The following is a 25,860-nucleotide window of genomic DNA, read 5'->3' on the forward strand; positions in this document are numbered from 1 at the left end:
CGCCCCGGAACGCGGCATGGCGCAGGGACTTTCCTGCGATGAGCTAGGCCTTCGCGGACCGAACCGTGCGGAGCGCGGATGAGGGAATGCGCCCGACCGTTACCCCCGCTTGGCCCCCGCCAGGATCCACCCCTCCACCGCCTCGTACCGCCTGCGTTGTTCCTCCGCCTCTCGTGGGCCCGAGGAGACCGTGCCGAGCCAGCCGAGGAGGAAGCCGAGCGGGATGGAGGCCAGGCCCGTGGTGGTGAAGGGGAACCAGTTGAAGTCGTGGTTCGGGAACGCCGAAGTGGGGGCGCCCGAGACCAGATTGGTGCCCGTCATGAGGATGACGGAGCCGAGTGTGCCGCCGATCAGCGTCCACAGCAGGCCCCTGCGGGTGTAGCGGCGCCAGAAGAGGCTGTAGACGAGCGCCGGGGCGAGCGCCGATGCGCCCAGGCAGAACGACAGCGTGACCAGCGGTTGCAGATTGTGGTGCTGGACCAGGACCGCGAGGGCGATCGCCGGGCCCCCTATGGCGAGGGCCGAGACGCGGGCCAGGGTCATCTCGCGGCGCGGGGTGAGTTCCCTGCGGAGGCGGATGTGCGCGAAGACGTCGTGGGCGAGGGAGTTGGCGCAGGCGAGGATCATTCCGGCGACCGAGGCGAGCAGCGTCAGGAAGATCGCCGTGGTGACCGTCGTGAAGACGAGGGTCTCCGCCGTCGACGCGTTCGCGCCGAACACCGCCCTGGAGCCGAGCAGGTACGCCGTGTTGCCCTGCGGGTCGGCCTGGGTGATCGCTGCCCGTCCGACCATCGCCGTCGCGCCGAAGCCGACGATCGCGATGACGAGGACGAAAAGCGCCACCGACGACACCGCCCAGGACAGCGATCTGCGTACCTCGGGCGCGCTGCGCGCCGTGTACATCCGCATCGTGACGTGCGGCAGGCACGCGCCGCCGAGGACCACCGTCAGCTCCGAACTGATCATGTCCAGGCGGGGGTTGGGTCCGCCCGAGAACTGGAGTCCGGACTGGAGGAAGGCCGGTCCTGCCCCGCTGCCCTTCTGGGCGGCGGCGAGCAGCGCGCCGAGGTCCCAGTCGAAGCGGCGCAGGATCAGGGCGGCGATGACCACTCCGGAGCCGAGCAGCATCACGATCTTCAGGATCTGGATGAGGGCGGTGCCCTTCATGCCGCCGATCGCCGCGTAACTGATCATGAGTGCGCCGAGTGCGACGACGCATCCCGTCTTCACGCCCTCGCCGGAGAATCCGAGGATGAAGGAGAGCAGGTCGCCCGCGCCCGCGAGCTGCACCAGCATCAGGGGCGTCAGTGCGGCCAGTGTCGCCGCGCAGGCGGTGATGCGTACGGCGCGGCCGGGCATACGGCGGGCCAGTACGTCGCCCATGGTGAACTGGCCCGCGTTGCGCAGGGGTTCGGCGAGCAGGAACATCAGGAGCATCAGGGACAGGGCCGTGCTCAGGGCCAGGACGACTCCGTCGTAGCCGACTAGCGCGATGATTCCGCCCGTGCCGAGGACGGTCGCCGCCGAGATGTAGTCGCCCGCGATGGCCAGGCCGTTGCGCAGGGGCGAGAGGGTGCCGTATCCGGTGTAGAACTCGCCGAGGTCGTCGCGGTCGGGGCCCGTCATCACGCACAGGAGCAGCGTGAGGGTGACGACGGCGGTGAACGCGACGAGGGACATGGCCTGGGCCGAGTCGGCGGCCAGGGTGCTGCCGGGGCTCATCGGTTGGCCTCCAACTCCGCCAGTTTGCGCAGCCGTTCGGCCATCGGGTCGACCCTGCGGCGGGCGGTGGACTCGTACAGCGCTATGGCGATGAGGGTGACGGGGATCTGGCACAGGCCGAGCAGCAGGCCGGTGGAGAGTCCGCCGGAGGCCGTGTGCGTCATCAGGGACGGGGCGAACGCGGAGAGGGTCAGGAAGAGCGTGAAGTAGCCGAGTGCGGTGAGGGTGGCGACGCGGCGCTGCCAGCGGTAGGCGCTGCGCAGATGGCGCAGGTCGCTGTGGCGGCCGAGTGCGGGGTGGCGGGGGAGCCGTGGGGGTGGTGGGGGAGGTGGCGGCGTGACGGGCTGCCAGGGGTAGGTGGGGTACGAGGGGGAGGAGTCGTGCGGCGGGACGTGCGGTGTGTGGGGGGCGTGGGGGCGGTAGGCGTGCTGGGGCTGCTGGGGGTATGGGGGAGGGGAGGAGCGGTCAGGGTTGTGGGGCTGGTGAGGGTAGGACATCCCGGTTCTCCTTGCGCGGCGTCGGTCCGGTGCGGGACCGCAGGGAGCGAGAGGTGAGGAGCGAGCACGTTACTCGTAAGTAGTAGAGCCGCGAAGGGTTTTGCGCATACTGATTGGTCGGTCTAGTCGGCCGGTCTGTTCACGGGGCTTTCGCGCGCGGCACGTTCGGTGTTCTCCCTGCTCTGCGGGGCTCCCACCTCGCCGTTCTCCGGGGCGTCCGCCCCGATTACCGGAAACCGCCGGGGCGCAAGGAACGCCAGTACGAGGAGTGCGAGCACCGCCGCGCACCCCGCCCCCACGTACACCGTGTCGACCGCCGAGTCGACGGCCCGGCGCAGCCGTTCGGGGTCGGCGACCGCTGCCGGGTCCTCCAGAGCGTGGGACACCGAGTCCAGGGAGCCCGCGCCGCCGAGCCGAGAGGTGAGGACTCCGTTGGCGATCGCGCCGAAGGCCGCGGCGCCCAGGGTCTGGCCTATCTGGCGGCAGAAGAGGATCGACGCGGTGGCCGTGCCGCGCTCCGACCAGCCGACGGTGGACTGCACGCCCACGATCAGCGGCAGTTGGAAGAGGCCGAGCGCCGCGCCGAGCAGCAGCATGATCAGCGCCGGCTGCCAGGCCTGCCCCGGATAGGGCAGGAGAGGGAACGCGAAGAGGAAGAGCGCCGCCCCGCTGATGCCGATGAGCGCCGTGTCTCGGAAGCCGAGCCTGCGGTAGACGTGCTGGCTCAGGGCGGCGGAGACCGGCCAGCTCAGGGTCATCACGGAGAGCACGAACCCGGCGGCGATCGGCGCGAGGCCGAGCACGGACTGGGCGTACGTCGGCAGGAACACCGTCGGCGCGACCATCAGGAGGCCGAGCGCGCCCAGGGCGAGGTTGACCGCCGCGATGGTGCGCCTGCGCCAGACCCAGCCGGGGATGATCGGCTCCGCCGCGCGCCGCTCGATGACCACGACGGCCCCGGCGAGCAGCAGTCCGCCGGTGAAGAGCGCGAGGGACGGCGCGGAGAGCCAGCCCCAGGCGACGCCGCCCTGCACGAGTGCGGTGAGCAGGACGCCGCCGCAGGCGAAGACGGCCAGCGCGCCCGCCCAGTCGGTGCGCCCCCGGGCGCCGGCCGCCTCGCGCTGCGGCTCGTGGAGGTGGCGCACGATCAGCCAGAGGGCCACCGCCCCGATGGGCAGGTTGATCAGGAAGATCCAGCGCCAGTCGGCGTACGCGGCGATCAGACCGCCGAGGGCGGGGCCCGCGATCGACGAGGCGGCCCACACGGTCGACAACTTCGCCTGGATCTTCGGGCGTTCCTCGAGGGGGTAGAGGTCGGCGGCGAGCGTCTGCACCGTCCCCTGGAGCGCGCCGCCGCCCAGGCCCTGGACGATGCGGAAGGCGATCAGCGCCCCCATGTTCCAGGCCGCGGCGCACAGGGCCGAGCCGATCAGGAAGAGGATGCTGCCCGCGATGAGCACGGGCTTGCGGCCGAAGGTGTCGGAGAGCTTGCCGTAGATGGGCAGGGTGACGGTGACGGCGAGCAGATAGCCGGAGAAGAGCCAGGAGAAGACGGAGAAGCCGCCGAGGTCGCCGACGATCTGCGGGATGGCGGTCGAGACGATCGTGGCGTCCAGGGCGGCGAGGGCCATGGCGAGCATGAGCGCGGCGACGACGGGGCCGCGGCGTGCTCGTGTCCGCTCCGTGCCCGACGTCTGCGCGTTGTCGTCCGCGTCGTCCGCGTCCACCGAGATTCCTTTCCCCCTGCATCTAATTGCTCGGGGTCACCTTCTCACCCGGTGCGCGTCCGGGGCAGGGGTGGAGAGCATCCCGGCAGGTGGACCGGTGTCCGCTCGGCAGGAGGGTGGAGCGACCCCGAGAAGGGCTCCACCGGCAGGTGGAGATCCCCTAGGGGTTTCTCCGTACTACGGACCGGGGGGCGTTCGTACTGCTGGAGGACGAGAAGGCTCCCGCGCGTTCTTAGATTGGCTTTATGCCGACGGGACGGGCCGGGGAAGACGCCGGGTCGGACCAGCCACACCTTCAGGGGTGGGGTTTTCCCCAGTAAAAGACTGCGCTGGGCACCAGCGCGCCGGAGCCGTCGGACGACCAGAATCTTTATCTGTAGCGAACACGTCTGACCTGACGCGTAACCGACTTAGGAGATTTACCGTGACATCGGCTGTAACCATTCCCAGGCACGGGGGCACTGGAGGGCGTACGGCCGTGGCGGCACGGGCGCGCCAGGTCGTGAAGGCGTACGGATCCGGGGAGACCCGGGTCGTGGCCCTCGACGAGATCGACGTGGACATCGCCCGCGGGCAGTTCACCGCGATCATGGGCCCTTCCGGCTCCGGCAAGTCGACCCTGATGCACTGCCTCGCGGGCCTCGACACCGTCTCCTCCGGGCAGATCTACCTCGACGAGACCGAGATCACCGGCCTGAAGGACAAGAAGCTCACGCAGCTCCGCCGGGACCGGATCGGCTTCATCTTCCAGGCGTTCAACCTCCTGCCCACGCTCAACGCCATCGAGAACATCACGCTCCCGATGGACATCGCGGGCCGCAAGCCCGACCGCGGCTGGCTGGACCAGGTCGTGGAGACGGTCGGTCTCGCGGGCCGCCTCAAGCACCGCCCGACCGAGCTCTCCGGCGGCCAGCAGCAGCGCGTCGCCGTGGCCCGCGCCCTTGCCGCGCGCCCCGAGATCATCTTCGGTGACGAGCCGACCGGAAACCTCGACTCCCGGGCCGGAGCGGAGGTGTTGGGCTTCCTGCGCAAGTCGGTGACCGAGCTCGGCCAGACCATCGTGATGGTCACGCACGACCCGGTGGCCGCCTCGTACGCGGACCGCGTGCTCTATCTCGCGGACGGCCGGATCGTCGACGAGATGTACTCGCCCACCGCCGAGACCGTCCTCGACCGCATGAAGGACTTCGACGCGCGGGGGCGTACGTCATGACCGTCCTCAAGACCTCGATGCGCAACTTCTTCGCGCACAAGGGCCGCATGGCGCTCTCCGCCGTGGCCGTGATCCTGTCGGTGGCGTTCGTCTGCGGCACGCTCGTCTTCTCCGACACGATGAACACGACGTTCGACAAGCTCTTCGCCGCGACGTCCGCCGACGTCACCGTCACCTCCAAGTCCGCCGCCGACCCCGGCGACAGGCCCGACTCGGGCAAGCCCGAGTCGATGCCCGCCTCGGTCGTCGACCGGGCGAAGAAGGCGGACGGCGCGAAGTCCGCCGAGGGCGCGGTCAGCAGCGAGAGCGTCACCGTCGTCAACTCCGAGAAGAAGAACGTCGGCCCCACCAGCGGCGGCCCCACCATCGCGGGCAACTGGACGCACAACGACCTGCGTTCGATGGACATCACCTCCGGGCACGCCCCGCGCGGACCCACCGACGTGATGATCGACTCCGACACCGCCGACAAGCACCACCTCAAGATCGGTGACGAGCTGCGCACCATCGCCGTCACCGGCGACCACACCGCCAGGATCTCCGGCATAGCCACCTTCAAGGTGACCAACCCCGGCGCCGCGATCGTCTACTTCGACACCGCGACCGCACAGCGCGAACTCCTCGGCGCCACCGGCCGGTTCACGCACGTCAACGTGACCGCCGCGCAGGGCGTCAGCGACGCGGTCCTCAAGAAGAACGTCGCCGAGGCCATGGGCGCCGACGCCTCCGCGTACAAGGTGAAGACGCAGAAGGAGAGCTCGGACGACAACCGCAAGAGCGTCGGCAGCTTCCTGGACGTCATGAAGTACGCGATGCTCGGCTTCGCGGGGATCGCCTTCCTCGTCGGCATCTTCCTCATCATCAACACCTTCTCGATGCTGGTCGCCCAGCGCACCCGCGAGATCGGCCTGATGCGCGCCATCGGGTCGAGCCGCAAGCAGGTCAACCGCTCCGTGCTCGTCGAGGCGCTGCTGCTCGGTGTCATCGGCTCGGTCCTCGGCGTCGGCGCGGGCGTCGGGCTCGCCATCGGCCTGATGCAGCTCATGTCCGGCATGGGCATGGAACTCTCCACCCAGGACCTCACCGTCAAGTGGACGACGCCCGTGGTGGGCATGGTCCTCGGCATCGTCGTCACCGTCCTCGCCGCCTACCTCCCCGCACGGCGCGCCGCCAAGGTCTCCCCGATGGCCGCCCTGCGCGACGCCGGGACCCCGGCCGACGGCAAGGCGAGCGCCCTGCGCGCCGTCATCGGCCTGGTCCTCACCGGCGCCGGCGGCTTCGGCCTCTACACCGCCTCCCAGGCGGACAAGGCGAGCGAGGGCTCGCTCTTCCTCGGCGGCGGCGTGGTCCTCACGCTCATCGGCTTCGTCGTCATCGGCCCGGTCCTCGCCAACGGCGTGGTCCGCGTGATCAGCGTGCTGCTCCTGCGGATGTTCGGCCCCGTGGGACGGATGGCCGAGCGCAACGCCCTGCGCAACCCGCGCCGCACCGGCGCCACCGGCGCGGCCCTGATGATCGGCCTCGCGCTGGTCGCCTGCCTCTCCGTGGTCGGCTCCTCGATGGTCGCCTCGGCCACCGACGAGCTCGACAAGTCGGTCGGCGCGGACTTCATCATCCAGTCGAACAACAACCAGCAGATCACCCCGAAGGCCGCGAAGGCCCTGGAGAAGGCCGACCACGTCGCGCACATCACCCAGTACAAGGACATCAAGGCGGACCTGACGGCCGCGAACGGCAAGGTCGCCAAGGGCGTGGGCCTGAGCGCCGCCGACCCGACGTACGCACAGGACCTGCGCGCCGAGACGGTCGCCGGAAAGCTCACCGACGCCTACAAGCCGGACTCCATGTCGGTCGGCGAGGACTTCGCCAAGGACCACGGCATCTCCGTGGGCGACAAGGTGAAGCTGGCCTTCGACCACGGCCGCACGGGCGAGATGACGGTCCGGGCCCTCACGTCGAGCGACACCTCGATCGACTCGGGCGCGATGTACGTGAACATCTCGACCGCCGCGAAGTACGTGCCCGCCGACCGGATGCCGCCGAACGAGATCATGTTCGCCAAGGCGGAGAAGGGCCAGCAGGACGCGGCGTACAAGTCGCTGAAGGCCGCCATGGCCGACTACCCGCAGTACAAGGTCATGGACCAGACCGACTTCAAGGAGACCCTGAAGGACCAGGTCGGCCAGATGCTGAACATGGTCTACGGCCTGCTCGGCCTCGCGATCATCGTCGCGATCCTGGGCGTCGTGAACACCCTGGCCCTCTCGGTGGTCGAGCGGACCCGGGAGATCGGCCTGATGCGGGCCATCGGCCTCTCGCGCCGCCAGCTGCGCCGCATGATCCGCATGGAGTCGGTGGTCATCGCCCTCTTCGGCGCGCTGCTCGGCCTGGGGCTCGGCATGGGCTGGGGAGCGACGGCCCAGAAGCTGCTCGCCCTGGAGGGCCTGAAGGTCCTGGAGATCCCCTGGCCGACGATCATCACCGTCTTCATCGGCTCGGCCTTCGTGGGCCTGTTCGCGGCACTGGTCCCCGCCTTCAGGGCGGGCCGGATGAACGTCCTGAAGGCCATCGCCACCGAATAGCTCCCGCTACGGGGGTGCGGGGGAGTCGGCCCCCGGCAGGCACTGCCTGCCGGGGGCCGATTCATGCGTGCGGGTCCGGCTCCCCGCCCGGGTGCCCCACGGGCCGGATCGTGCCACCCGGCCTCGACGGCCAGCGGCTGTCACTCCGGAGTCGTACGCTGGAGACCCCCGGCCCGTATGACGTTGCCGGGCGGTTCGCGTTGCCCACCGCGCGCCCCCGAACCTGGACGGAAAGCGAAAGCCCAACATGAGCCTGCACGGTCTGCTCGACGCTGTCGTCAAGGACTCCGCACTCGCCGAGGCGGTCAAGGCCGCCACCGACGGCAACCGCACCCACGTGGACCTGGTCGGCCCGCCCGCCGCCCGCCCCTTCGCCATCGCCGCCCTCGCCCGCGAGACCGGGCGCACCGTCCTCGCCGTGACGGCGACCGGCCGCGAGGCCGAGGACCTGGCCGCCGCCCTGCGCACGATCATCCCGCCGGACGGAGTCGTCGAGTACCCCTCCTGGGAGACGCTCCCGCACGAGCGCCTCTCGCCCCGCTCCGACACCGTCGGCCGCCGCCTCGCCGTCCTGCGCCGCCTCGCGCACCCCCGCCCCGACGACCCCGAGACGGGCCCCGTCTCCGTCATCGTCGCCCCCGTGCGCTCCGTGCTCCAGCCGCAGGTCAAGGGCCTGGGCGACCTGGAGCCCGTGGCCCTGCGCACCGGCGGGACCACCGACCTGAACGAGACGGTCGAGGCCCTGGCGGCAGCCGCGTACTCCCGCGTGGAGCTGGTCGAGAAGCGCGGCGAGTTCGCCGTGCGCGGCGGCATCCTGGACGTCTTCCCGCCGACCGAGGAACACCCCCTCCGCGTCGAGTTCTGGGGCGACGACGTCGAGGAGATCCGTTACTTCAAGGTCGCCGACCAGCGCTCCCTGGAGGTCGCCGACCACGGCCTGTGGGCGCCGCCCTGCCGCGAGCTGCTCCTCACGGACGACGTGCGGGAAAGGGCGGCCGCGCTCGCCGAGGCCCACCCCGAGCTGGGCGAACTCCTCGGCAAGATCGCCGAGGGCATCGCCGTCGAGGGCATGGAGTCCCTCGCGCCGGTCCTGGTCGACGACATGGAGCTGCTGCTCGACGTGCTGCCGCAGGACTCCATGGCCGTGGTCTGCGACCCCGAGCGGGTACGGACCCGCGCCGCCGACCTGGTGGCGACCTCGCAGGAGTTCCTCCAGGCCAGCTGGGCGGCCACCGCCGGTGGCGGAGAGGCCCCCATCGACGTGGGCGCCGCCTCCCTGCGGGGCATCGCCGACGTCCGCGACCACGCGAGCGACCTCGGCATGATGTGGTGGTCCGTCTCGCCGTTCGCCGCCGACGAGACGCTGACATATGGCGCTGACGCACCGGGCGACGATGACACCCTCAAGCTCGGCATGCACGCCACCGAGACCTACCGCGGCGACACCGCGAAGGCGCTCGCCGACACCAAGGGCTGGCTCGCCGACGGCTGGCGCACCGTCTATGTGACCGAGGGCCACGGCCCCGCCGCCCGCACTGTCGAGGTCCTCGGCGGCGAGGGCATCGCCGCCCGTCTGGACGCCGAGCTCTCCGACCTCACGCCGTCCCTCGTGCACGTCTCCTGCGGCTCGATCGACTTCGGGTTCATCGACCCGGCGCTCAAGCTCGCGGTGCTCACCGAGACCGACCTCTCCGGCCAGAAGGCGGCCGGCAAGGACGGCCAGCGGATGCCCGCGCGCCGCCGTAAGACGATCGACCCGCTGACCCTGGAGGCCGGCGACTACATCGTCCACGAGCAGCACGGCGTCGGCCGCTACATCGAGATGGTGCAGCGCACCGTCCAGGGCGCCACCCGCGAGTACCTGGTCGTGGAGTACGCACCGGCCAAGCGCGGCCAGCCCGGCGACCGGCTCTACATCCCCACCGACCAGCTGGAGCAGATCACCAAGTACGTCGGTGGCGAGGCCCCCACGCTGCACCGCCTGGGCGGCGCCGACTGGACGAAGACGAAGGCGCGCGCCAAGAAGGCGGTCAAGGAGATCGCCGCCGACCTCATCAAGCTGTACTCGGCGCGCATGGCGGCGCCCGGCCACGCCTTCGCCCCCGACACCCCCTGGCAGCGCGAGCTGGAGGACGCCTTCCCGTACGTGGAGACGCCCGACCAGCTCACCACCATCGCCGAGGTCAAGGACGACATGGAGAAGACGGTCCCGATGGACCGCCTGATCTGTGGCGACGTCGGCTACGGCAAGACGGAGATCGCGGTCCGCGCCGCCTTCAAGGCGGTGCAGGACGGCAAGCAGGTCGCGGTCCTCGTCCCGACGACGCTGCTCGTGCAGCAGCACTTCGGCACGTTCAGTGAGCGCTACTCCCAATTCCCGGTGAAGGTACGGGCGTTGTCGCGCTTCCAGACGGAGACCGAGTCCAAGGCGACCCTGGAGGGCCTGCGCGACGGCTCGGTCGACATCGTCATCGGCACGCACCGCCTCTTCTCCTCCGAGACCAAGTTCAAGGACCTGGGCCTGGTCATCGTCGACGAGGAGCAGCGCTTCGGCGTCGAGCACAAGGAGCAGCTCAAGAAGCTCCGCGCGAACGTGGACGTGCTGACCATGTCGGCGACCCCCATTCCCCGTACGCTCGAAATGGCCGTGACCGGCATCCGCGAGATGTCGACCATCACCACGCCGCCCGAGGAGCGCCACCCGGTCCTGACCTTCGTCGGGCCCTATGAGGAGAAGCAGATCGGCGCGGCCATCCGCCGCGAACTGCTCCGTGAGGGCCAGGTCTTCTACATCCACAACCGCGTCGAGTCCATCGACCGTGCGGCGGCCAGGCTCCGGGACATCGTCCCCGAGGCGCGCATCGCCACCGCCCACGGCCAGATGTCCGAACAGGCCCTGGAACAAGTGGTGGTGGACTTCTGGGAGAAGAAGTTCGACGTCCTCGTCTCGACGACGATCGTCGAATCGGGCATCGACATCTCGAACGCCAACACGCTGATCGTCGAGCGCGGCGACAACTTCGGCCTCTCCCAGCTCCACCAGCTGCGCGGCCGTGTCGGGCGTGGGCGCGACCGCGGTTACGCGTACTTCCTGTACCCGCCGGAGAAGCCGCTGACCGAGACCGCCCATGAGCGCCTCGCCACGATCGCCCAGCACACCGAGATGGGCGCGGGCATGTACGTGGCCATGAAGGACCTGGAGATCCGCGGCGCGGGAAACCTCCTGGGCGGCGAACAGTCCGGCCACATCGCGGGCGTCGGCTTCGACCTCTACGTCCGCATGGTGGGCGAGGCGGTGGCCGACTACCGCGCGTCCCTGGAGGGCGGCGTGGAGGAGGAGCCGCCGCTGGAGGTCAAGGTCGAGCTGCCGGTCGACGCGCACGTCCCGCACGACTACGCCCCCGGCGAGCGGCTGCGCCTCGCCGCCTACCGCTCGATCGCCTCCGCGAGCAGCGAAGAGGACGTCAAGGCGGTACGGGAGGAACTCACCGACCGCTACGGCAAGCTGCCGGAGCCGGTGGAGAACCTCCTCCTGGTGGCGGGCCTGCGCATGCTGGCCCGCGCGTGCTCGGTCGGCGAGATCGTGCTGCAGGGCAACAACATCCGGTTCGCCCCGGTGGAGCTGCGGGAGTCGCAGGAGTTGCGCCTGAAGCGGCTCTACCCCGGCACGGTCATCAAGGAGAACGCCCACCAGCTGCTCGTCCCGCGCCCCAAGACCGCCAAGGTCGGCGGCAAGCCGCTCATCGGGCGTGAACTGCTGGGCTGGGTCGGGGAGTTCCTGACGACGATCCTGGGGTCGTAGCCGGTTCTTCCGGGGATTCATGCCGGTCAGCACCCCCGTCGCTGACCGGCATGTCCGTACCTCTGTGCCCCTGTGCCCCTACCCCACGTGCACCTCGGTGTTCTGGCCCACGTGCAGCAGCCATCTCCCGTCGTCCTGCCGGGTCATGACGTAGAGCGGAGCGCCCTCGGTGTCCCCTTCGGCCGAGTGGTAGACCTGGCGCACCTTGACGGCCATCACGTCGGGCCGCAGGTACTGCGTGTGCGCTACCTCGTAGGTGACGTCGCCGTCCCAGTTGGAGGCGGGCAGCACGGCGCGGGTGAACTCGGCGATCGCGTCGAAGCCGATGAGGACCTTGCCGTGGGCGGTCGTCCACAGCGCGTCGGGGTGGAACAGCGCGAGGAAGCCCTCCGCGTCCTTGGCGCGCTGGGTGCGCTCAACGGTGGCGACGACCTGCTCGACGGCCTTGATGTCTTCGGTGCCTGAGGTGCCTGAGGTGCCTGATGGGGCTGAGGTGCCTGCGATGACTGCGTTCTCGGTGTCCATGCGGCCACTGTGGTACCTCAAGTCAACTTGAGGTCAAGGCTTGCAGGCCTCGGCGATCGACAGGCTGTTCTCGTAGAGGTGGTGGCGGGTGATGCGGCCGTCCTCGACGGTCAGCCGCAGCGCGAAGGGCCCCTCGAAGGACTTGCCGGTGGCGCGGACGGTCCCGGCGAGGTGCCCGGTGAGCACGGCGTCGTGGCCGTCCACGAGGAAGGCGTCGAGGGTGGCGCGGGCGTCCTCGGGGACGGTGTGCTCGGCCAGCTCGCCCGCCTGGGCGGCACATTCGGCGGCGGTGGAGCGGGGGCGGATCCAGGGCACGCCCGGGTTCTCGGCGAGCAGCCAGTCCACCTTGTCGGCGAAGAGAGCGGTGAGGCGCTCGGTGTCACCCGCCAGGCGGGCGGAGAGGAAGTCCTGGACGGTGGCGCGGGTGGCGTCGGCGGTCGTGGTGGCGGGGTTCGTTGAGGTCATGTCCACGATGCTGCCGCGGGCGGCGGGGAGCGTCGATTACGCCGGAGGTAAGGAGCAGCCGGCCGGGTGGGGGCGATATGGTCTAAACCGGTCACTCGCTACGGTGGTGGCCGGGCATGTGGGCCAGTGGAGGGGAAGTGCCGTGGGGATAGGGGCCGTTGTGGGGCTCGGCTGTTTTCCGGTGAAGTCGATGCTGGGGGAGGAGCGCGAGCGGCTCGTCGTCGATGAGCGGGGCGTGGCCGGTGACCGGCTGTGGGCCCTGCGGCACGAGGACGGGAAACTCGGGAGCGGGAAGAACACCCGCCGGTTCCGGCGGACGCCGGGAATGATGGAGTACGACGCCGTGTACGAGGGTGACGGCCCCGTCGTCACCACCCCGGACGGCGAGCGGCTGCGGCCGGGCGACCTCCGGATCGCCGAACTCTTCGGCGCGGGCATGGAGCTGGTGCGCGAGGGCGAAATGAGCCATCAGGACGCGGGTGCCGTCTCCCTCGTCGGCACCGCGTCGCTGCGCGCGCTCGGCGAGCTGCTCGGCGACGCCGACCCCGTGGACGTGCGCAGGCTGCGCAAGAACATCGTGGTCGGGACCGGCGAGCCGTGGATCGAGGAGGACTGGGTCGGGCGGGAGATCACCTTCGACGGCGGCCTGTGCCTGCGCGTCGTCCGGCGCGTCGAACGCTGCGTCATGACCACCCAGGCCCAGCGCGACCTGCCGGCCGACCACCGCATCCTCAAGACGCTCACCGCCACGCGCGGCATGTGCATCGGGGTGTACGCCGACGTCGTGACGCCCGGCACGCTCGCACTCGGGGCCGAGGTGACCGTCCGATGAGCCGTCACCGCAAGGGAGTTCAGTCCGCGCTGCTGCTCGCGCTCGTCGTCACGGCGTCCGTCACGGGCTGCTCGCCGAAGGACGCGGCGGACGGCTCCTCGGGGCCCGACGCCAAGGCGGGCCCCGCGCTCGCCGCGGTCGACACGCTCACCGTCAAGGGCCGCGCACCCAAGACCGGTTACGACCGCGCCCGCTTCGGCAGCCCCTGGGCCGACACGGACTCCAACGGCTGCGGCACCCGCGACGACATACTCAAGCGCGACCTGGACGACGTGAAGTACCGCGACGGGGACTGTGAAGTGGCCTCCGGCCGGCTCGCGCCCGACCCGTACACCGGCAAGGACGTCACGTTCACTCGGGGGCGCAGCCAGGTCGACATAGACCATCTCGTCGCCCTCTCGGACGCCTGGCAGAAGGGCGCGGGCAAGTGGGAGCCGAGCAAGCGCATCGCCTTCGCCAACGACCCGCTCAACCTCCTCGCGGTCGACGCGGGCCCCAACCGCGGCAAGGGCGACGGCGACACGGCCACGTGGCTGCCGCCGGACAAGGGCTACCGGTGCGCCTACGTGGCGCGGCAGGTGGCGGTGAAGAAGAAGTACGAGGTGTGGGTGACCGGCGCCGAACGGGACGCGATGAAGCGGGTCCTGTCGGGCTGCCCGGAGGAGAAGCTGCCGAGCGGGGGCGGTTCGACGGCGGCGCCCGGACGGTTCCACGCCCGCTGAGGCGGTGCACCGGCCGGTGCGTACGAAAAAATGGCTTAACAGCCGGGGCCGTGCCCGCTAGCGTCCGGGGCATGGACCTGAAGATCACGACGCTGGCCGAGCGGCCCGGACTCGCCGGGCCGCTGTGGGAGATGGCCGACACCTGGCCGGAGTTCATCGGGAACGACCCCATCGCCTGGTCGATGATCGGGCGGATCGTCAAGGAGTTCCCCGAGTACGTCCTGGTCGCCACGGACGAGCGGGGCACGGTCGCGGCCAAGGGGTTCAGTGTGCCGTTCGCGCTGGACGCCGAGGGGCGCGGGGAACTGCCGGACGGCGGCTGGGACCAGGTCATGTTGTGGGCGTTCTCCGACCTGCGGCACGGCAGGAAGCCCGACACGGTGAGCGCGATCGAGATCACCGTGGCCAGGGAGTTCCTCGGGCACGGTGTCTCCGGGCGGATGCTCGCCGCGATGCGCGAGAACGCACGCGCGCGTGGCTTCGCGGAGGTCGTCGCCCCGGTCCGCCCGAACGCCAAGCACCTCGAACCGGCCACGCTGATCGACGCGTACGCACGGCGCACACGGGACGACGGCCTGCCCGCCGACCCGTGGCTGCGGGTGCACGTAAGGGCGGGCGGCACCATCGCGAAGGTGGCGCACGCGTCGATGACGGTGTCCGGTTCGACCGCGCAGTGGCGGGCGTGGACCGGGCTGCCGTTCGACACCGCCGGTCCCGTCGAGGTGCCGGGCGCGCTGGTGCCGGTGCTCTGCGAGCCGGAGCGCGGGTACGCGGTGTACGTGGAGCCGAACGTGTGGGTGCGGCACGTGCTGTGAACGCGCGTCGCACACAACGCGGTTGACTCCGGGGGTCAGCCCGCGAGCTTGTCGATGTCCATGATGTCGCCGGTGGGCCGCGTCACGTCGACGGGCTTGTCGTAGTCGCCGAACGTCAGGGTCTCCGGCGTCTTGGCGGTCTCGTTCACGACCTTCAGGAGGTACGGCTTGCCCTCCGCGGCGACATAGAGGGTGTACCGGTCGGTGCCGTCGTTCTCGGTGAGCGTGAGGGCGGGCGTGCCGTCGACGGTGGCCGTCTTTCCCCTGCGGGCGGCGGAGTTGACGTCCTTGAAGTCGGCGAGCAGGACGTCCAGGTCGCAGAACGAGGCGAGGTCCTTCGCGTCGTCGCCGGTCGCCGAGGTCTTCACCCACCGGTCCGCGAGCATGTCCACGGCGGCCTGGGTGTCGGCCGCGGGCTCTCCCTTGCCCTGGGCGCGCAGGAACTTCTCGTCGTACTTCATGTAGACCGTGCGCGCGGTGGTGATCAGGTCGAGCGATCCTTCCCCGCCCATCCCCATCGTGCCCGCGCACTGCCCCTTGGTGTCGAAGGCCATGTCCAGCTCGACGGTGCCGCTCTCGTCCGGGACGCTGCCCTTGACTCTGAGGGACGTGGCGCCGGTCGTCGCCTTCACGGCCTTGTCGACGATGTCGGGCCCGGACATGCCCGGGAAGGGTCCCGCCTCCTTCTTCTCGGTCACCTTCCCCTCGGCCTTCTTGGAGCCGCCGGTCTCGGTGCCGCACGCCGTCAGGCCGACGGCCGCCGCGGCGGCCAGGCAGACAGCGGCAAGAGTGGTACGTCGCATGAAGATCCCCCCACGGGAACTCGGAAGTGCTGTCACCATCTCAGCAGAGCCTGTGAACCGAGTCAACACGAGCAGAGATGGGTGGTCTGTTAACACCCGTGAAGCGGGCCGTTCCACATGGGTGGGTAGGATCGGCGCTCACAGCGCCGCGGTCGGCACGCTCGCGGCGGGGCAGCGGGACCGAGGGGAGCCAGTCGGTGCGGGAGAACGCGACAGAGGTGACCGCCGCCGGGATCGCCCGGCTCGCCGGCGTCGGCCGGGCGGCCGTCAGCAACTGGCGCCGCCGCCACCCCGACTTCCCCAAGCCCGTCGGAGGCACCGAGACCAGCCCCTCCTTCGCGCTCACGCAGGTCGAGGAGTGGCTGCGCACCCAGGGCAAGCTGGGCGAGGTGCCGCTCAAGGAACGCGTCTGGCAGCACCTCGCGGGCCACCCCGCGGGCCCCGTCACCGCCCTCCTCCACGCCGGGTGCGCCCTGCTCCTCGTGCGCGACCGGCATCCGGACTGGCTCAAGGCGAGCGCGGTGTCGGACGAGCGGATGGCGAAGCTGCTCCCGGGCGCCCTCGCACAGGTCGTCACCCCACGGTTCGGCCCTCCCGCGGCAGTTGGGGCCGGCCCGCGGCAGGCAGCCGTGCGCATCCCGGACGCCGACCGGCTGCTGCCCTCCGTCCCGCTGCTGCGCGGCGTGGCCGAGCTCGCCTCCGAGCTGGGGGCCCGGCAGACGTACGAGTTCCTGATCGGGCGGCACATCGAAGCCAACCCCCGGCAGTACACGCTCACTCCGGCCGGGCCCGCCGACCTGATGGCCTCGCTCGCCGGGCCCGCGCCGACCGTCCTCGACCCCGCCTGCGGCACCGGCGCCCTGCTGCGGGCCGTCGCCCCGCGCCCCGACCAGCACCTCTACGGGCAGGACAGCGCGCCCGAACTCGCCGCGCTCACGGCGCTGCGCCTCGCCCTGCACTCCGATGCCACCGTGCGCGCCGCCGCCGCCGACACTCTGCGCGCCGACGCCTTCGGTGAGGTGCGGGCCGACGCCGTGCTCTGCCACCCGCCGTTCAACGAACGCAACTGGGGGCACGACGAACTCGCCTACGACCCCCGCTGGGAGTACGGCTTCCCGGCCCGTACGGAGTCCGAACTCGCCTGGGTCCAGCACGCGTTGGCCCGGCTGCGGGACGGCGGCACCGCCGTCCTGCTGATGCCGCCCGCCGCCGCGTCCCGCCGCTCCGGCCGCCGCGTCCGCGCCGATCTGCTTCGCCGCGGCGCCCTGCGTGCCGTCATCGCGCTGCCCGCGGGCGCCGCGCCCCCGTACAACATCCCCCTGCACGTCTGGGTCCTGAAGAAGCCCGCGCCCGGCGCGCAGCCACCGCCCGAGCTGCTCCTCGTCGAGACGGCGGGACTCTCCGCGGCCGACGGCAGGGACCGGCACGCCTGGCGGCCGGTGCAGGACGCCGTGGTCGACGTCTGGCGGACCTTCGACCGGCACGGCACGGCCGCCGAGCAGCCGGGGCTCGCCCGCTGTGTGCCGGTGCTCGAACTCCTCGACGACGAGGTCGACCTGGCACCGGCGCGCCGTCTGCCGCCACCGGCCGCCGGCGGCGGAGTGCGAGAGCTGACGGACATCCGCGAGCGGCTCGGGGAGGCCGTACGGCGGACGGCCGACCTCATGCCGGCGCCCGCGGAAGCCGTCGGAGCCGTCGAAGCCGCCCGCCGGCCGGCCACCACGGTCGGTGAACTCGCCCGCGCGGGCGCCCTGTCGCTGCGTACGGGCACGGGCATCGGAGCCCCCGGCACGCCGGTGCTCACCGAACACGACCTCCTGTCCGGAGCCGCGCCATCGGGTTCCGCCGACCCGCTGGAGGCGTCGGCCGCCGACGGCTCCGCCGAGCCCGTGCTGACCGAACCCGGCGACGTCGTCATCCCGCTGACCGGCGGCGGCACCGCCGCCCGCGTCATCGACGAGGCCACGGCGGGCGCCGCGCTCGGCCGGGGGCTCACCCTCCTGCGCCCCGACCCGGCCGCCCTCGACCCGTGGTTCCTCGCCGGTTTCCTGCGCGGCACCGCCAACCACCGCCAGGCCAGCAGCTACGCGTCCACCGCCGCCCGGCTCGACGTCCGGCGGCTGCGGCTTCCGCGCCTGCCGCTCGACGGGCAGCGGGGCTACGGAGAGCGGTTCCGCGCGCTCGCCGCCTTCGAGGACGCGCTGCGCCTCGCGGGGCGACTGGGCGAGCAGTTGGTGCGGGGACTGCACGACGGACTGACGGACGGCACGCTTCCGCCGGAATGAGAAGACAGGGTTCCGGCCGGGCGCGGGACCGGGCCGCGATCAGGACGTGACCAGTACGACAACGGTTCGGTACAACCCGGGACCGGTTCTCCTTGTCGGCCTATACGCTCGAATCTGCATCAGTTCGTATTTCGACTTTCGGCCGTGCGTTCTCCCGGGGGAACGCACGGCCGCATCAGGCACCAGGAGCAGCCATGCACGGCCACGGCTATGCGCCGCAGCAGCCGCAGCAACCGCCGCCGGTCTCCGGCGGCACTCATGTGACGCTGCGCGTGGTGTTCGTGGTCCTGGCCTTCATGACGTGCGGCCTGTTCGCCTGGGCGCCGATGCTGCGGCTCGCGATCGTGACGCGCAAGCCGCACGACTGGGGGCTCTTCGGGCTCGTGACCGCGCTCGACGTGACGGCTCTCGTGCTCGTCGGCGTCGACCCGGGCGAGGAGGAGTTCCAGGGGCCCGGCAGCGCGGGCATGGTGGTCCTCCTGAGCACGCTCGTCGCCGCCGTCGCCTACTACCTGTACGCGGACATCCGGCACTTCAGCCGCTACCGCACACAGCAGTACGGCGGCTACGCGGGACCGCAGCCCGCGTACGGCTATCCGCAGCAGCCCGGCCCCGCCCCCGTCCACCAGCAGCCCACGCAGCCGCACCAGCCGCCGGTCCAGCAGACGCCGCCCCCGCCCACGCGCCCCGCACCGGCCCGCATCCACCAAGTACAGGCCGAGCTCGACGAGCTCAGTGACTACCTGCGCAAGCAGGAAGGCGGCAACTGACCGTGTCACCGGGGACGCCACTGGGGACGGGCGGCCGCGTGGTCGCCGGGCGCTACGAACTCTCCACGCTCATCGGCCAGGGCGGCATGGGCCAGGTCTGGACGGCGTACGACCAGCGCCTCGACCGCCGGGTCGCGGTCAAACTCCTGCGCCCCGACCGGGTCGCGGGCGCCGAGGCCGAGGAGCTGCGCCGCCGCTTCGTGCGCGAGTGCCGCGTCACCGCACAGGTCGACCACCCCGGTCTGGTCACCGTCCACGACGCGGGCACGGAGGGCGAGGACCTCTACCTCGTCATGCAGTACGTCGACGGGGCGGACCTCGGCGACCACCTCGCCGAACACGACCCCTACCCGTGGCAGTGGGCCGTCGCGATCGCCGCCCAGCTGTGCGCGGTGCTCTCCGCGGTGCACGCCGTGCCGATCGTGCACCGCGACCTCAAGCCGCGGAACGTGATGGTCAAGCAGGACGGCACGGTCTCCATCCTCGACCTGGGCATCGCCTCGGTCATGGACACCGACACCACCCGCCTCACACACACCGGCTCACCCATCGGCAGCCCCGCGTACATGGCCCCCGAGCAGGCCATGGGCGGCGCGGTCGGCCCGTACACCGATCTGTACGCCCTGGGCGTCCTGCTGCACGAACTCCTCAGCGGTGACGTGCCGTTCAGCGGATCCACCGCGCTCGGCGTCCTGCACCGCCACCTCTACGAACCGCCGCTCCCGGTCCGCCGCCTGCGCGCCGAGGTCCCCGAAGCCCTCGAAGCCCTGGTCCTGCGCCTGCTCGCCAAGGACCCCCAGCACCGGCACGGCAGCGCCCAGGAGGTCTACGAGGAACTGGCCCCGCTGCTCCCCGCGCGCGGCATACCCACCGGCGGCCCGCTCGACCCCACCCGCCCCTTCCTGCGCCCGCACGCCCCGTGGCCCGACCGCGCGGCGACCCCGGCGCCCACCCCCGCCATCCAGCCGGACCGGCCCGACCAGCGCCAGGTCCCGGGCGGCCCCGGCAGCCAGACCGACGTCGTCCGCGCGGTCGACGAGGTCAAGCGGCTCCTCGGCGAGGGCCGCATCACCCAGGCCGTGGACATCCTCGGCTCGATCCTGCCCGCGGCCGCCGCCAAGCACGGCGAGCACTCCCCGGTGGTCCGCTCCCTGCGCAAGCAGTACGCGGCGACGCTCATGGACGACGGCCAGTACCGCCGCGCCCTGCCCGAGCTGCGCCGCCTCGCCGACGAGCGCGCCGCCGAGTCCGGCCAGGCCGACCCGCACTCCCTCCAGTTCCGCTACGAGGCGGCGCAGTGCCTGGAGCAACTGGGCGAACCGGCTGCGGCACTGGCGGAGTACAGGTCACTCCTCCCTTACTACGAGAACCGCTACGCCTCCGACGACCGCGAACGCCCCCTGGAGATCCGCCGCCGCATCGGCCACCTGCTCCTCGCCCTCGGCGACCGCGCGGCGGCCCACGACACGCTGGCGCGGCTGCTCATGGACGCCGAGCGGATGCACGGCATCGGCCATCCGTTCCCGGCGGAGATCCGGCGCACGTTGCAATGGCTCGGTCAGATGCGCGGGTAGTGACGGATCGGCGCGAGGGTGCCCCAACTCTTCGAGAATCGTTGGTCGAATAGGTGGCCGAGGGACCGGCCACTGCCTAACATCGATCACCGCAAGACTTTGTGCACCGCCGCACAATCTCTCCACCGGGAGGCTCACTTGCACCGCCGCCGTCGCACCGCGCTCGTTCTCTCCGCCGCAGCCGTCGCCGCGGCCCCTCTCCTCACGGCCTGCGGCAGCGAGGCGCATCCGGGCGCCGCGGCCGTGGTGGGCAACGACCGGATCACGGTCTCGCAGCTGGAGGGCCGGGTGAACGAGGTGCGCGCCGCGCAGCGCGCCGCGATCCCGGACGCGCAGCAGTACGAGCAGGCCATCTCCAAGTCCGGCGGCCTCACCCGCAGCACGCTGCACACGATGGTCCTGGACAAGGTGCTGCACCGGGCGGCGGCGGACGCCGGGGTGGACGTGTCACGCCGCGACATCCAGAGGATGCGGGCGGGCCTCGAACAGCAGGCGGGCGGCCGGAAGGCGCTCGAACAGGGCTGGCTCCAGCAGTACAGCGTCGCCCCGTCCCGCCTCCAGGAGAGCCTCCGTACGGAGATCGAGGCCCAGAAGCTGGCGAAGGTCCTCGGCGCGGACATGAACGCGCCGGAGGGCCAGGCGCTCTTCTGGAAGGCGCTCGCCAAGGCCTCCAAGAAGCTGGACGTGGACCTGAACCCGCGGTACGGCACGTGGGACGTGGAGAAGAGCAAGCGGGCCGACGCGAAGACGCCGTGGGTGCGCGACGTGTCCTCGGACGCCGCCGCGGGGCCCAGGCAGGCGTAGGCAGGCGTAGGCAGGCAGGGCGAGGGGTCTCAGCGGGGTGGGTTACGTTCGACGGGTGAACGAAACCACGCCCCCGGCCGACGCTCCCGGCCGCGTCATCCTCCTCACCACCAGCCACCGGGTGGCCCCGGGCCTCCTCTCCTGGCCCGCGTGGCAGGCCCTGCACGCGGCCGACGAGGTCCTGTGCGCCGACGCCTCGCACCCCCAGCTCCCCTATCTGCGCGAGGCGGGCGTGCGCGTGGACGAGACGTCGCCCACGGCCCAGGACCTCGTGGACGCCTGCGCCGGGGGCCGCACGGTCCTGGTCGTCGCCACGGCCGAGGGCGACCAGGCCCTGACGGACGGCCTGGCGAGGCTCGCGGGTTCGGGCCGCGTGTCGATGCCCGACCTGGAACTGCTCCCCGCGTCGTACGACCTGCCGGGCGCGCGGCTCCTGGACCTCGTCCAGGTCATGGACCAGATCCGCGACGAGTGCCCCTGGTCGTCCCAGCAGACGCACAAGGGCCTGGCGAAGTACGCGATCGAGGAGGCGTACGAGCTGGTCGAGGCGATCGAGGAGGGCGACCGCGAGGAACTGCGCGAGGAGCTGGGCGACGTCCTGCTCCAGGTGGTCTTCCACGCCCGCATCGCCGAGGAGGACGAGGAGTCCCCCTTCTCCGTGGACGACGTGGCGGGCACGATCGTCGAGAAGCTGATCCATCGTCACCCGCACGTCTTCGGCGACGACTCGGCGGACACCCCCGAGGACGTGAAGGCGCACTGGCTCCGCACGAAGGCGGAGGAGAAACAGCGCTCGTCGGTCACGGAGGGAATCCCCCTGGGCCAGCCGGGCCTGGCCCTGGCGACGAAGCTGGCTTCCCGGGCACGGACGGCGGGTCTGGAGGTCCCGGTCCCGACGGGCGAGGGCATCGGCTATGAACTCCTCGCACTGGCACTGCGCGCGGAGTCGGAGGGAGTCGACCCGGAGGCAGCACTGCGGGTCGCGGCACGGGCTTACCGGGATGCGGTGCTGACGGCGGAGGGGGCGGGGGCGTAGGGGCCTCGCGGCCTGATCATCGCTTGCTGTACCTACCTGATGTAGGTACATTGGCTGCATGGAAACCATCGGCCTGCGCGAGCTGAACCAGAACCCCTCCAAGGCGGTGGCCCGGGTTCGGGCCGGTGCCTCGATACTCGTCACCGACCGGGGCAAGCCGGTCCTGCGCATGGTCCCGGAGTCCGAAGCCCCCGGCACCTTGCAGCGCCTGCTCGCATCGGGCGACGTCGCCGCGCCCGCAGAGCAAGGCATGCCCGAGGTCTTCACCGACCTGGCGCCCGAACTCGACAGCCTCTCCGATGTGCTGCTCGAAGAGCGCGACAGGGAGCGGCGGCGGTGATCTACCTGGACAGCTGTGCGCTGCTGAAGTTCATCAAGCCGGAGAAGGAGACCGAGGCGCTGCGCGCCTGGCGGGCCGGGTTGCCGGACGGGACGGAACTCATCGGCAGCGAGCTGGCCCGCCTTGAGATCACGCGGACCCTGTACCGGGCAGGCGTCGACCATCAGCGTGTCCCCTTCTTTGTGGCGCAGGCCGTACGCGGCGTCTATCTGGCCGACGTCACCACCACGGTCATGGCGCGGGCCGCCGCCTACCGCACCCAGCGGCTCGGGACGCTCGACGCGATCCATCTCGCGAGCGCCGACCCCTTTCGGCAGGACATCACGGAGTTCGTCACCTACGACCAGGAGCTGGGCCGCGCGGCTGAGGAGCTCGGGTTTCCGATGAGTGCCCCGGCATAAGGGAATCCCAGCCCGTCCGGCGTTCGAGGACGAACTCGGCGGAGCCGGTGATGACGGCGACCAGGGCCCCGGGGCCAGAACCGGCCCCCGGGCGCCGGGATAACGTCGACCCCATGCAAGACCAGCCGCCCGCCCCCGCAGCCTGCCCCGCAGGGGCCCACGTGTCAGAGGCCCAGGGGCCAGAGCTCTTCACCTGGGAGTTCGCCACCGACCCCTACCCCGCCTACGCCTGGCTCCGCGAGCACGCCCCCGTGCGCAAGACCCGGCTGCCCAGCGGCGTGGAGGCCTGGCTGGTCACCCGGTACGCCGACGCCAAGCAGGCGCTCGCCGACCCGCGGCTCAGCAAGAACCCGGCCCATCACGGCGAGCCCGCGCACGCGAAGAGCAAGACCGGCATCCCGGGCGAGCGCAGCGCCAACCTCATGACGCATCTGCTCAACATCGACCCGCCGGACCACACCCGCCTGCGCCGACTCGTCTCCAAGGCCTTCACGCCCCGCCGCGTCGCCGAGTTCGCGCCCCGCGTGCAGGAGCTGACCGACCGGCTCATCGACCAGTTCGTGGAGAAGGGGGAAGCCGACCTCATCCACGACTTCGCCTTCCCGCTCCCCATCTACGCGATCTGCGACCTGCTCGGCGTGCCCCGCGAGGACCAGGACGACTTCCGCGACTGGGCGGGGATGATGATCCGCCACGGCGGAGGGCCCAGGGGCGGCGTCGCCCGGTCCGTGAAGAAGATGCGCGGCTATCTCGCCGAGCTGATCCATCGCAAGCGCCTCGAACCCGGCGACGACCTCATCTCCGGACTGATCCGCGCCTCCGACCACGGCGAGCACCTCACCGAGAACGAGGCGGCCGCGATGGCGTTCATCCTTCTCTTCGCCGGTTTCGAGACCACCGTCAATCTCATCGGGAACGGTACCTACGCCCTCCTCACCCACCCCGAGCAGCGTGAGCGGCTCCAGGAATCGCTCAAGGAGGGCGACACCGGGCTCTTGGAGACCGGCCTTGAGGAACTCCTCCGCTTCGACGGCCCCGTCGAACTCGCCACCTGGCGGTTCGCCACCGAGCCGCTGACGTTCGCAGGGGAGGACATCGCCGCAGGCGACCCCGTCCTCGTCGTCCTCGCCGCCGCCGATCGTGACCCCGGACGATTCGATCATCCGGACACGCTCGACCTCTCCCGCCGCGACAACCAACACCTCGGCTACGGCCATGGCATTCATTACTGTCTCGGCGCGCCCCTCGCCCGGCTCGAAGGCCAGGCCGCCCTCGCGACCCTCCTGCGGCGCCTCCCTGACCTGCGACTCGCGGTGGAACCTAGGGATTTGAGATGGCGCGGCGGACTCATCATGCGCGGACTCCGAACGCTACCCGTAGAGTTCACACCCGCACAGCAGAGCAAATATTCGGCACCTGAAACGACGTTTAACTGACAGGCCGTCAAGACTGTGACTTTCACGTGATCTCCGCTGCATCGACTTGTGACAAGCGTTCGACTGCCGCTACGTTCACGACGACTCGGCCTCCCGTGCCGCAGTCGTCGCTCCAGTCACGCGAAAGGCACCCGCATGCTCTCCGGCAATGGTCGTCACCGACGCCCCCGCCAGGCCCCGGCCCTGATCGTCGCGGCAGGAGTCGCAGGATCGGCCATCGCCATCCCGCTGCTCGGCGCCACCAGTGCGAGCGCGGCGGACACCGTCACGTGGGACAAGCTCGCGCAGTGCGAGAGCGGCGGATCCTGGAGCGCGGACGAGGGCAACGGTTACTACGGCGGGCTCCAGTTCTCGCAGGAGCTCTGGGAGGAGTACGGCGGCCTCGACTTCGCGCCGAGCGCCGACCAGGCCAGCCGCTCGCAGCAGATCTCCGTCGCCGAGAAGGTCCTCGACGACCAGGGGACCAAGGCCTGGCCGAGCTGCGCGCCGATCGCCGGTCTCACCCAGGACGGTGCCGCGGCCGACGTCGACCCGGGCGCCCCGATCACGACGATTCCTTCTGACGAGCCGTCGGAGTCGACCGGCTCCGGCGATGCGGCGGAGTCGGACGAGCCGAGCGAGTCCGCCGACCCCTCGGACGACGCCGGGGCCTCGAAGAAGCCCTCGGGCTCGGAGAAGTCTTCCGAGAAGCCCGACACCGCCGACGGCCCCGATGCCGATGCCGGTGACTCCGACGGCACGTCGCGAGACAAGAATCACGACGAGTCCGGCAAGTCGGATGACTCGGCCAAGTCCGGCGACCCGGACAAGTCCGGGCGGGATGATGCCACTTCGCCCGGCTCCGACTCTTCCGCCGGTGAGGGCGAAGGCCGCCACCGCGGCGGCAGCGCGGACGGCGAGCCGTCCGGTGACGCCTCCCGTGAGGGTTCGGGCCGGCACGCCTCCCGCGGCGAAGAGCGTCAGCAGGACGGCTCCGACGGGACGTACACGGTCCGCTCCGGCGACAACCTCTCGGTCATCGCCGACGACCTCGACGTGAAGGGCGGGTGGACCGAGCTGTATGCCGAGAACGAGAAGTCGGTCGGCTCCGACCCCGATCTCATCCTTCCCGGTCAGAGCCTCGATTTGGGCGAAAAGTAGGGGTAGTTGGTGAGTCGCTTTGCGCTTGATGTCCCAATTGGCGCAAGTGAGAGATGGGTCTCAGAAGCCCTGATCGTCTTTGAAATTCGGCCGATCGCATGTCTACGGTCGTGACCGCTCGCCACAGCGGGCCCCGCCGGTCGGTACGCCGAGTCCTGCCAACGGCCGTTCGGGAACAGTCGTCGCGTAAGCGCCGTAGGCAGGAGCGGGGGAACCAAGGTTTCCGCCGGGCCCGGCCGTTGAGCATCGCGAGAGCGAGGCAGACGGACGGGAACGGCTAGGGGTTAAGTCGCGCTCAGGAAGCGCGGCCGGGCAACTTCATCGGCCCGAACCCGACAGCTCACCTCGCAGGCGTCGGTGAGGGGATCA

At 71.0% G+C, this 25,860-nt stretch carries 21 protein-coding genes and 1 riboswitch; of the genes, 15 read left to right on the forward strand and 6 right to left on the reverse strand.

The annotated features are described in order from the left end of the window. Positions 1 to 99 precede the first annotated feature (99 nt). The 3 genes from AB0E78_RS16160 to AB0E78_RS16170 all read right to left on the reverse strand — a co-directional run bounded on the left by AB0E78_RS16160 (position 100) and on the right by AB0E78_RS16170 (position 3,859). Positions 100 to 1,722, reverse strand: coding sequence for a cation acetate symporter (locus AB0E78_RS16160; RefSeq protein ID WP_361832561.1), 1,623 nt, complete (start codon positions 1,720 to 1,722; stop codon positions 100 to 102). Beyond that, positions 1,719 to 2,219, reverse strand: coding sequence for a DUF485 domain-containing protein (locus tag AB0E78_RS16165; protein ID WP_361832563.1), 501 nt, complete (start codon positions 2,217 to 2,219; stop codon positions 1,719 to 1,721). Before AB0E78_RS16165 ends, AB0E78_RS16160 begins: the two co-directional genes overlap by 4 nt. Positions 2,220 to 2,341: 122 nt before the next feature. Continuing rightward, entirely contained in the window at positions 2,342 to 3,859 is a 1,518-nt protein-coding gene (locus AB0E78_RS16170; protein WP_361832820.1) for an MFS transporter, read from the reverse strand. 511 nt (positions 3,860 to 4,370) lie between these two features. Between AB0E78_RS16170 and AB0E78_RS16175 the strand changes: the two genes are divergently transcribed. The 3 genes from AB0E78_RS16175 to mfd all read left to right on the forward strand — a co-directional run bounded on the left by AB0E78_RS16175 (position 4,371) and on the right by mfd (position 11,543). Beyond that, the gene (locus AB0E78_RS16175; protein ID WP_361832565.1) at positions 4,371 to 5,159 is read left to right on the forward strand and encodes an ABC transporter ATP-binding protein; all 789 of its coding nucleotides are present in this window, start codon (positions 4,371 to 4,373) and stop codon (positions 5,157 to 5,159) included. After that, positions 5,156 to 7,741, forward strand: coding sequence for an FtsX-like permease family protein (locus tag AB0E78_RS16180; RefSeq protein WP_361832567.1), 2,586 nt, complete (start codon positions 5,156 to 5,158; stop codon positions 7,739 to 7,741). The genes AB0E78_RS16175 and AB0E78_RS16180 overlap by 4 nt, the downstream gene beginning before the upstream one ends. A 247-nt stretch (positions 7,742 to 7,988) precedes the next feature. Next, positions 7,989 to 11,543, forward strand: coding sequence for a transcription-repair coupling factor (mfd, locus tag AB0E78_RS16185; protein WP_361832569.1), 3,555 nt, complete (start codon positions 7,989 to 7,991; stop codon positions 11,541 to 11,543). A 78-nt stretch (positions 11,544 to 11,621) separates the two neighbouring features. Here the strand turns inward: mfd and AB0E78_RS16190 are convergent, their stop codons facing one another. Both AB0E78_RS16190 and AB0E78_RS16195 read right to left on the reverse strand, forming a co-directional pair. Then, a complete protein-coding gene (locus tag AB0E78_RS16190; RefSeq protein WP_361832571.1) occupies positions 11,622 to 12,068 on the reverse strand; it encodes an SgcJ/EcaC family oxidoreductase in 447 nt (148 codons plus the stop codon). Between the two features lie 33 nt (positions 12,069 to 12,101). Beyond that, positions 12,102 to 12,533, reverse strand: a complete 432-nt coding sequence (locus AB0E78_RS16195; RefSeq protein ID WP_361832573.1) for a nuclear transport factor 2 family protein — start codon at positions 12,531 to 12,533, stop codon at positions 12,102 to 12,104. Between the two features lie 7 nt (positions 12,534 to 12,540). Here AB0E78_RS16195 and AB0E78_RS16200 point away from each other — a divergent pair, with 7 nt between their 5' ends. From AB0E78_RS16200 to AB0E78_RS16210, 3 genes are all read left to right on the forward strand, one after another. After that, on the forward strand, positions 12,541 to 13,365 hold the full coding sequence (locus AB0E78_RS16200) for an MOSC N-terminal beta barrel domain-containing protein (RefSeq protein WP_361832822.1): 825 nt from the start codon (positions 12,541 to 12,543) through the stop codon (positions 13,363 to 13,365). Further along, the gene (locus AB0E78_RS16205; protein ID WP_361832575.1) at positions 13,362 to 14,087 is read left to right on the forward strand and encodes an HNH endonuclease family protein; all 726 of its coding nucleotides are present in this window, start codon (positions 13,362 to 13,364) and stop codon (positions 14,085 to 14,087) included. The genes AB0E78_RS16200 and AB0E78_RS16205 overlap by 4 nt, the downstream gene beginning before the upstream one ends. 71 nt (positions 14,088 to 14,158) lie before the next feature. After that, positions 14,159 to 14,902, forward strand: coding sequence for an N-acetyltransferase (locus AB0E78_RS16210; RefSeq protein WP_361832577.1), 744 nt, complete (start codon positions 14,159 to 14,161; stop codon positions 14,900 to 14,902). A 35-nt stretch (positions 14,903 to 14,937) separates the two neighbouring features. On the opposite strand, the gene AB0E78_RS16215 is transcribed toward AB0E78_RS16210, so the two are convergent. Then, complete coding sequence (locus tag AB0E78_RS16215; protein WP_361832579.1) at positions 14,938 to 15,705, reverse strand: hypothetical protein; 768 nt, start codon at positions 15,703 to 15,705, stop codon at positions 14,938 to 14,940. Between the two features lie 197 nt (positions 15,706 to 15,902). Here AB0E78_RS16215 and AB0E78_RS16220 point away from each other — a divergent pair, with 197 nt between their 5' ends. From AB0E78_RS16220 to AB0E78_RS16260, 9 genes are all read left to right on the forward strand, one after another. After that, positions 15,903 to 17,990 carry an N-6 DNA methylase gene (locus AB0E78_RS16220; protein ID WP_361832581.1) on the forward strand — a complete coding sequence of 696 codons (2,088 nt, stop codon included), beginning with the start codon at positions 15,903 to 15,905 and terminating at the stop codon, positions 17,988 to 17,990. A gap of 194 nt (positions 17,991 to 18,184) precedes the next feature. Further along, the gene (locus tag AB0E78_RS16225; protein ID WP_361832583.1) at positions 18,185 to 18,760 is read left to right on the forward strand and encodes a hypothetical protein; all 576 of its coding nucleotides are present in this window, start codon (positions 18,185 to 18,187) and stop codon (positions 18,758 to 18,760) included. A gap of 38 nt (positions 18,761 to 18,798) precedes the next feature. Beyond that, on the forward strand, positions 18,799 to 20,334 hold the full coding sequence (locus tag AB0E78_RS16230; RefSeq protein ID WP_361832824.1) for a serine/threonine-protein kinase: 1,536 nt from the start codon (positions 18,799 to 18,801) through the stop codon (positions 20,332 to 20,334). 138 nt (positions 20,335 to 20,472) lie between these two features. Continuing rightward, positions 20,473 to 21,138: a SurA N-terminal domain-containing protein gene (locus AB0E78_RS16235; RefSeq protein WP_361832585.1), complete on the forward strand. Its 666-nt coding sequence runs from the start codon at positions 20,473 to 20,475 to the stop codon at positions 21,136 to 21,138. Between the two features lie 55 nt (positions 21,139 to 21,193). After that, on the forward strand, positions 21,194 to 22,174 hold the full coding sequence (locus AB0E78_RS16240) for a nucleoside triphosphate pyrophosphohydrolase (RefSeq protein WP_361832587.1): 981 nt from the start codon (positions 21,194 to 21,196) through the stop codon (positions 22,172 to 22,174). Positions 22,175 to 22,232: 58 nt separating this feature from the next. Then, entirely contained in the window at positions 22,233 to 22,514 is a 282-nt protein-coding gene (locus AB0E78_RS16245) for a type II toxin-antitoxin system prevent-host-death family antitoxin (RefSeq protein ID WP_361832589.1), read from the forward strand. Next, entirely contained in the window at positions 22,511 to 22,915 is a 405-nt protein-coding gene (locus tag AB0E78_RS16250; protein ID WP_361832591.1) for a type II toxin-antitoxin system VapC family toxin, read from the forward strand. The genes AB0E78_RS16245 and AB0E78_RS16250 overlap by 4 nt, the downstream gene beginning before the upstream one ends. A gap of 113 nt (positions 22,916 to 23,028) precedes the next feature. Beyond that, positions 23,029 to 24,351, forward strand: coding sequence for a cytochrome P450 (locus AB0E78_RS16255; RefSeq protein WP_361832593.1), 1,323 nt, complete (start codon positions 23,029 to 23,031; stop codon positions 24,349 to 24,351). A 135-nt stretch (positions 24,352 to 24,486) separates the two neighbouring features. Beyond that, positions 24,487 to 25,491 carry a transglycosylase family protein gene (locus tag AB0E78_RS16260; protein ID WP_361832595.1) on the forward strand — a complete coding sequence of 335 codons (1,005 nt, stop codon included), beginning with the start codon at positions 24,487 to 24,489 and terminating at the stop codon, positions 25,489 to 25,491. Positions 25,492 to 25,672: 181 nt separating this feature from the next. After that, positions 25,673 to 25,860: riboswitch (cyclic di-AMP (ydaO/yuaA leader) on the forward strand.

It is taken from the genome of Streptomyces sp. NPDC032198, assembly GCF_040636975.1.
Lineage (GTDB): Bacteria > Actinomycetota > Actinomycetes > Streptomycetales > Streptomycetaceae > Streptomyces.

What these genes read in the sequence shown, in the direction of transcription:
- AB0E78_RS16160 (WP_361832561.1), bottom strand. Translation starts at nt 1,722, where the DNA reads ATGAGCCCCGGCAGCACCCTGGCCGCCGACTCGGCCCAGGCCATGTCC.
- AB0E78_RS16165 (WP_361832563.1), bottom strand. Translation starts at nt 2,219, where the DNA reads ATGTCCTACCCTCACCAGCCCCACAACCCTGACCGCTCCTCCCCTCCC.
- AB0E78_RS16170 (WP_361832820.1), bottom strand. Translation starts at nt 3,859, where the DNA reads ATGCTCGCCATGGCCCTCGCCGCCCTGGACGCCACGATCGTCTCGACC.
- AB0E78_RS16180 (WP_361832567.1), top strand. Translation starts at nt 5,156, where the DNA reads ATGACCGTCCTCAAGACCTCGATGCGCAACTTCTTCGCGCACAAGGGC.
- mfd (WP_361832569.1), top strand. Translation starts at nt 7,989, where the DNA reads ATGAGCCTGCACGGTCTGCTCGACGCTGTCGTCAAGGACTCCGCACTC.
- AB0E78_RS16190 (WP_361832571.1), bottom strand. Translation starts at nt 12,068, where the DNA reads ATGGACACCGAGAACGCAGTCATCGCAGGCACCTCAGCCCCATCAGGC.
- AB0E78_RS16195 (WP_361832573.1), bottom strand. Translation starts at nt 12,533, where the DNA reads ATGACCTCAACGAACCCCGCCACCACGACCGCCGACGCCACCCGCGCC.
- AB0E78_RS16200 (WP_361832822.1), top strand. Translation starts at nt 12,541, where the DNA reads ATGCTGCCGCGGGCGGCGGGGAGCGTCGATTACGCCGGAGGTAAGGAG.
- AB0E78_RS16205 (WP_361832575.1), top strand. Translation starts at nt 13,362, where the DNA reads ATGAGCCGTCACCGCAAGGGAGTTCAGTCCGCGCTGCTGCTCGCGCTC.
- AB0E78_RS16210 (WP_361832577.1), top strand. Translation starts at nt 14,159, where the DNA reads ATGGACCTGAAGATCACGACGCTGGCCGAGCGGCCCGGACTCGCCGGG.
- AB0E78_RS16215 (WP_361832579.1), bottom strand. Translation starts at nt 15,705, where the DNA reads ATGCGACGTACCACTCTTGCCGCTGTCTGCCTGGCCGCCGCGGCGGCC.
- AB0E78_RS16225 (WP_361832583.1), top strand. Translation starts at nt 18,185, where the DNA reads ATGCACGGCCACGGCTATGCGCCGCAGCAGCCGCAGCAACCGCCGCCG.
- AB0E78_RS16245 (WP_361832589.1), top strand. Translation starts at nt 22,233, where the DNA reads ATGGAAACCATCGGCCTGCGCGAGCTGAACCAGAACCCCTCCAAGGCG.
- AB0E78_RS16255 (WP_361832593.1), top strand. Translation starts at nt 23,029, where the DNA reads ATGCAAGACCAGCCGCCCGCCCCCGCAGCCTGCCCCGCAGGGGCCCAC.
- AB0E78_RS16260 (WP_361832595.1), top strand. Translation starts at nt 24,487, where the DNA reads ATGCTCTCCGGCAATGGTCGTCACCGACGCCCCCGCCAGGCCCCGGCC.